General features: G+C 66.5%; 5 protein-coding genes. 2 read left to right on the top strand and 3 right to left on the bottom strand.

Annotation, left to right across the window (positions count from 1 at the left end; translation table 11 throughout):
* Together sucC and Q0672_RS03065 are read right to left on the bottom strand one after the other, a co-directional pair.
* A partial coding sequence (sucC, locus tag Q0672_RS03070) for an ADP-forming succinate--CoA ligase subunit beta (RefSeq protein WP_298619597.1) occupies nt 1-1,075 on the bottom strand: 1,075 nt, incomplete at its 3' end.
* 295 nt (nt 1,076-1,370) lie between these two features.
* On the bottom strand, nt 1,371-1,922 hold the full coding sequence (locus Q0672_RS03065; protein WP_298619595.1) for a DUF2889 domain-containing protein: 552 nt from the start codon (nt 1,920-1,922) through the stop codon (nt 1,371-1,373).
* Between the two features lie 354 nt (nt 1,923-2,276).
* On the opposite strand from Q0672_RS03065, the gene Q0672_RS03060 reads away from it, so the two are divergent.
* Nucleotides 2,277-3,959, top strand: coding sequence for a hypothetical protein (locus Q0672_RS03060; protein WP_298619593.1), 1,683 nt, complete (start codon nt 2,277-2,279; stop codon nt 3,957-3,959).
* Between the two features lie 13 nt (nt 3,960-3,972).
* Here Q0672_RS03060 and Q0672_RS03055 read toward each other — a convergent pair whose 3' ends face one another.
* Nucleotides 3,973-4,719, bottom strand: coding sequence for a Nif3-like dinuclear metal center hexameric protein (locus Q0672_RS03055; protein WP_153162749.1), 747 nt, complete (start codon nt 4,717-4,719; stop codon nt 3,973-3,975).
* Nucleotides 4,720-4,788: 69 nt separating this feature from the next.
* Here Q0672_RS03055 and Q0672_RS03050 point away from each other — a divergent pair, with 69 nt between their 5' ends.
* Complete coding sequence (locus tag Q0672_RS03050; protein ID WP_153162748.1) at nt 4,789-5,952, top strand: Do family serine endopeptidase; 1,164 nt, start codon at nt 4,789-4,791, stop codon at nt 5,950-5,952.
* Nucleotides 5,953-6,000: the final 48 nt, after the last annotated feature.

Raw genomic sequence — 6,000 nt, 5'->3', positions numbered from 1 at the left:
GCTTGCCGATGTCTTCGTTGGTGCCCTTCATGCGGACGACCAGCGGAACCGACAGGTGCACTTCACGGGCAGCGGTGACCACGCCGGTGGCGATGGTGTCGCAGCGCATGATGCCGCCGAAGATGTTGACGAGAATGCCCTTGACCTTGGGGTTCTTGAGCATGATCTTGAAGGCTTCGGTCACCTTCTCGGTGGTGGCGCCGCCGCCCACGTCGAGGAAGTTGGCCGGCTCGGCACCGAACAGCTTGATGGTGTCCATGGTGGCCATCGCCAGACCGGCACCGTTCACCAGACAGCCGATGTTGCCGTCCAGGGAGATGTAGGCCAGATCAAACTTGGAGGCTTCGATTTCGTCCGCGTCTTCTTCGTCCAGGTCGCGCATCGCGACGATTTCCTGCTGGCGATAGAGGGCGTTGGAGTCGAAATTGAACTTGGCGTCGAGCGCCTTGACGGTGCCGTCGCCTTCGTGGATCAGCGGGTTGATTTCCGCCAGCGAAGCGTCGGTTTCCATGTAGCAGGTGTACAGCTTCTTGAGCGTGTCGACACACTGCGGAATGGAGGCCTCGTTCATGCCCATGCCCTTGGCCAGGGTGAGCGCCTGCTCGTCGGTCAGGCCGACCAGCGGGTTGATGAAGACCTTGACGATCTTTTCCGGGGTCTTGTGAGCAACTTCCTCGATGTCCATACCGCCTTCGTACGAAGCCATCATGGCAACGGACTGGGTGGCACGGTCGGTCAGCGCGGCGACGTAGTACTCGTGCTTGATGTCGGCACCTTCCTCGATCAGCAGGTTACGCACCTTCTGGCCTTCGGGGCCGGTCTGGTGGGTGATGAGCTGCATGCCGAGGATCTGGCTGGCGTACTGACGCACTTCGTCAAGAGACTTGGCGACTTTCACGCCACCGCCCTTGCCGCGTCCGCCGGCGTGGATCTGGGCCTTCACGACCCAAACCTTGCCACCCAGGGTTTCCGCTGCCTTGACCGCGTCGTCGACGGTCGTGCAGTGGATACCGCGCGGAACCGTGACGCCGAACTTCTTCAGGATTTGCTTGCCCTGATATTCATGAATTTTCATGGTTGCCCTTCGATCGAAGTCTTGGCCTGAAAAGGCCGCTTACGCTTGGTTGATGGGACTCTTCGGAGTGCTGACGCACCCCGCGATACCTGCGCCGTTCTCCCTCGTCCAACGCAGACACCGCTTTTCCCTCTCGCGCGTCAGGCCAGCTGGCCCGGCCACTCGAAAGGCGATCCAGCCCCGGGGGCAGACGACGTTTGCCGCAGGCGCCCCGGATTACGGATCAATTGATTATATACGAAACCAGCGGCGCGACCGATTTCACGCTGCAGCGCAACTGCGGTTTTCCCGACCCCTAGCCATCATCGCCGCCGCGATACCAGCGGGGGTAGTAGCGCAGCACGGTTTCGGTGGTGGTTTCGAGGGCGTGACAGCGATCGAGCTGAAAGGGTTTTTCGACCTCCTCGTCGTTGTCGCGACGGAAGGTGGCGAAGGTCTGGATGGCAGCGGTGGGCAGCGACAGGAGCAGTTCGGTGAGGTGCGAGCAGCCGCGGACGTCGGCGAACATCTCGCCCACCGTGCGCCGCAAACCCCGTACCAGATTGAGCCCGATCAGCTGGCGGTAGGCGGGGCCGATGGTGTCGCAGGCGCCGGGGTATGGCACCCAGTCGGAACACGCTTGCACATCGACGATGTTGAACTGAGGGTCGATGGTCACGCGGATGAACAGGTCGTGGACGGGGTCGCCACGCTTGCGAAGGCCCGACGACAGCGGGTAATCAATATCCTTCAGATCGGTGAGGCGGGCATCCAGATCGAACAGGCCGTCGTCGCGCACGAATCCCTCGACATCGATGCGTCGATGGTGGGCCCGGGTACGCGGCGATTTCGGGTCAGGCAGGGGCATGGCAATAAAAAAGCAGAAAAGGCTAAAAAACTCGTAAAAAATGCCGTTCGGGGTACCACACGTCACAATTGAGCCCCCCGACAGGCCGACAACGGCCCGCTACGGCCGACAAACTTCTTTAGAATACTGTAGCTTTGGCGAAGGTGCCTGCTCTGCGCGCACCACCGCTCAACCCACCAGGCTTCTGCTTGCCGGACCACGACCAACGTTTTGATGAACAGCGCGCGCAAGTCACTATCCCTGCTCGTAGCAACCCTCATTCCCCTAGGTGCTCCAACAGCAGGAGCGGTCGGACTTGGGGATCTGGTCACCCGGTCCGCGCTGGGAGAGCCGCTGCGGGCCGAAGTCCGTCTGGTGCGTGCAGCCGGTGAGGAATTCGACGCCACCTGCTTCAAGCGGGTCGGCAACAACGCCGGCAACGACGACATCCCCTGGATCTACGACGCGCGCGTGCGCCTTTCCGGCGACCGCCTGATCGTCACCACCCGCGATCCGGTGAATCATCCGATCGCGATGCTCGGCCTGCTGGTCAATTGCGGTGGCGATGTCCGCCGCGACTACCCGATCTTGCTTCAGCCGCCGGTCCTGCGCGTCGGTGCCGGCACGTCGCCCAACCTGCCGGTTGCCGCGCCGGTCGAAGACACCGCCCCGCGCCCGCCCGTCCAGGCCAGACCGCCCCGCCCGCCGCGTGCGGCAGTTGCCCCTGCTGCCGAAGGCACCGGCCCGGCCCGCGGCAGCCAGCCCGCCGAGGCGACCGCCCCCGTAGCGAAGGCGCCCAAGGCATCCCGGCGCGAAGCCGCCGCAGCCCGCCGCACCGAACCGCCCCGCCACGACCGCCTGATCCTGGGCAGCGGCGCCGAGGCCGGCCTCGTGCCGCTGCGCATGAGCCTCGCCCTGCTCAATCCGCCCTCAGAAGACGAATCGGACGGCGCCCGCCAGCAGCTGCGCCAGGAGCAGCGCACCCTCACCGAGATCGACGACCGGATCGCCGCGCAGCTCGAGGTCAACGAGAAGATCAAACGCCTGGAGGAATACCAGGCGATGCTGAAGGAAAAGGTCGCCCAGCTCGACGGCGCCCCGCCTGCGGCCCATGCCGCAGTTGCGGCTCCGACGCCCGCGCCTGCCGCCCCGGCTCCTGCGCCAGCCCAGCCGGCCACCGGCGGTCTCCCGCCCGACATCGCCGAACAGCTTCACGTGTGGGGCGCGCCTGTGGGCGGCCTGATCGCGGTGCTGGCAGGCGGCGGAGCGCTGATCTGGCTGCGCCGTCGCCGCAACGCCGAGGCCTACGAGGAAGATACCGGCGAGCCCACCACTCAGCCCGATTTCCGCATCAGCGCGCCGCCCTCCACCCGCAGCCAGCAGATCGAGAAGAAGAACGCCCCGCTGCCCCCCGAGCGGGACGAGCCGCAGATCCACCATGCCGACCACTCCGAGCCCCCTCCGGTGGTCGATCACGGCGGCGAATGGGCCGAGCCCACCTTCGCCCCGGCCCATCCGATCCCCTTCGACCAGACAGTGGACGAGCAGGATTCGGCGCTGGAACTCGCCGAGATCATGATGTCCTTCGGCCGCACCCAGGGCGCCGCCGAAACCCTCGCCGACTACATCCGCAACAACCCGCGCCAGGCCGTCAAGCCGTGGCTGAAGCTCCTCGAGGTTTATTACGTGGCCGGCATGCGGGCCGAATTCGAAGTCCTCACCCGCCAGCTCAACAAGACCTTCAACGTCAAGATGGTGAGCTGGAACGACTTCAAGGACATCCGCTCCACCCCGGACACCGTCGAGCAGATGGCCCACATCTGCCAGCGCCTGCAGGACCTTTGGGGCACCCAGGAAGCCCAGATCTACATCCACCAGATCCTGCGCGACAACCGCAACGGCACCCGCCAGGGCTTTCCCCTCAGGGTGGTCGAGGAGCTCCTGCTGCTGCTCGCCATCCTCGACGATGAGCTCGGCCCCTACAAGCCGCCGGTCGAGCCGACCCTCGAGGCGATGGAGCCCGCCCCGCCGCCGACCCTCTCCGCCTTCGACGTGTAACCCACCCCGGCCGTCAGACCGGGTTGTCCACCTCCACAAACTCCGCCTCGATCCCGAACGCCGCGGCCAGATGCGCCCCCAGGGCCTTCACGCCGTAGCGCTCGCTGGCGTGGTGGCCGATGCCCAGATAGGCCACGCCGGATTCCCGCGCCAGATGGGTGGTCGGCTCCGAGGCCTCGCCCGACACGAAGCAATCCACCCCCTGGGCGATCGCCTGTTCGAAGTAGCCCTGGGCGCCGCCCGTGCACCAGGCGATCCGCTCGATCCGCCGCCCCGGGTCGCCCAGCATCAGCGGCTCGCGCCCCAGCCGGGCCGCCGCGCCGCGGGCCAGGGCGTCGAGGGACTCGCCCTCGGCAAGCCGTCCCGTCCACCCGATGTCCTGTTCGCCGAAGCGCCCTTCCGGCAGCCAACCCATCAGCCGGGCGAGCTGGGCGTTGTTGCCGAGCTCGGGGTGGGCATCCAGCGGCAGGTGATAGGCGAACAGGTTGATGTCGTTGGCAATCAGCGTACCCAACCGCCGCCGGCGCAGCCCGGTGATGCAGCCGTCCTCGCCGCGCCAGAAATAGCCGTGATGGACCAGCACCGCATCGGCACCCCGCGCCACCGCCGCGTCAAGCAGGGCCTGGCTCGCGGTCACCCCGCAGACGATCCGCGAGACCTGTGCCCGACCTTCCACCTGCAGGCCGTTTGGGCAATAATCCTTGAAGCGTGCGACATCCAGCAGGGTGTCGAGATAGCGCTGCAGTTCGGCTCGTTCCATGGCCGTCATTCCTTTTTCAAGCATTCCGCAATTTGAAGGCGCCCGCTGGCGCCGGTGGCCGATTCTACGATGCATCGCCTTTGGATGATCTTCGCCCAAGCCGTCACCATCTCGGTGGCGCTGCTTTTCGTCGTCAGCACCCTCAAGCCGGAGTGGGTCAGCGACCGCCCTGCCCTGCCCGCCATCACCATCCAGGAAGCCATCGCGCCGGCCACAGCGCCCGCCGGGCGCACCACCACCTCCTACGCCGACGCCGCCCAGCGGGCCCTGCCGGCGGTGGTGCACATCTTCACCAGCAAGGACGTGAAGAGCCAGCGCCACCCCTTTGCCGACGACCCCCTGTTCCGCCACTTCTTCGGCGACCGCCTCGACAACCGCCCCCAGCAGCGCGCCTCCGGCCTCGGCTCCGGCGTCATCGTCTCGCCCGAAGGCTATGTGCTCACCAACAACCACGTGGTCGAGGCCGCCGACGAGATCGAAGTGGCCCTCAACGACGGCCGCAAGCTGCCCGCCCGCATCGTCGGCCGCGACCCGGAATCCGATCTCGCGGTGCTGCAGGTCAAGGCCGACAGCAAGCTCAACGCGATCACCTTCGGCCACCCGGAACAGCTCCACGTGGGCGACGTGGTGCTCGCCATCGGCAACCCCTTCGGCGTCGGCCAGACGGTGACGATGGGCATCGTCTCGGCCCTGGGGCGCACCCACCTGGGCATCAACACCTTTGAAGACTTCATCCAGACCGACGCCGCCATCAACCCCGGCAACTCCGGCGGCGCGCTGGTGGATGCCGCCGGCAACCTGATCGGCATCAACTCGGCGATCTACTCGCGCACCGGTGGCTCGCTGGGCATCGGCTTTGCCATCCCCGTGTCGCTGGCCCGCAACGTGATGGAGCAGATCATCCAGACCGGCGCCGTCACCCGCGGCTGGATCGGCGTCGAAGTCCAGGCGATCACCCCCGAACTCGCCGATTCCTTCGGCCTGCCCTCGTCCGAAGGCACGCTGATCTCCGGCGTGATGCGCAGCAGCCCGGCCGACCGCTCCGGCGTGCGCCCCGGCGACGTGCTGCTGTCCGTCGATGGCCGCAAGGTGAACGACCCCCAAGCCATGCTCGAAGCCATCGCCGCCCTCCCCCCGGGCCGCCAGGCCGGTTTCGAACTGCGTCGTGGCAAGGAGAAGCTCGACATCAAGGTCGAGGTCGGCCGTCGCCCGGCGCTCTCTCGCGGCGACTGACGCCCCCCACACAAGAAAACACAGCCGGCCGACAACCGGCTGCGAGCG

The sequence above is a fragment of the uncultured Zoogloea sp. genome, assembly GCF_937894855.1.
Lineage (GTDB): Bacteria > Pseudomonadota > Gammaproteobacteria > Burkholderiales > Rhodocyclaceae > Zoogloea > Zoogloea oryzae.
This window is presented reverse-complemented; position numbering and strand designations above follow the sequence as displayed.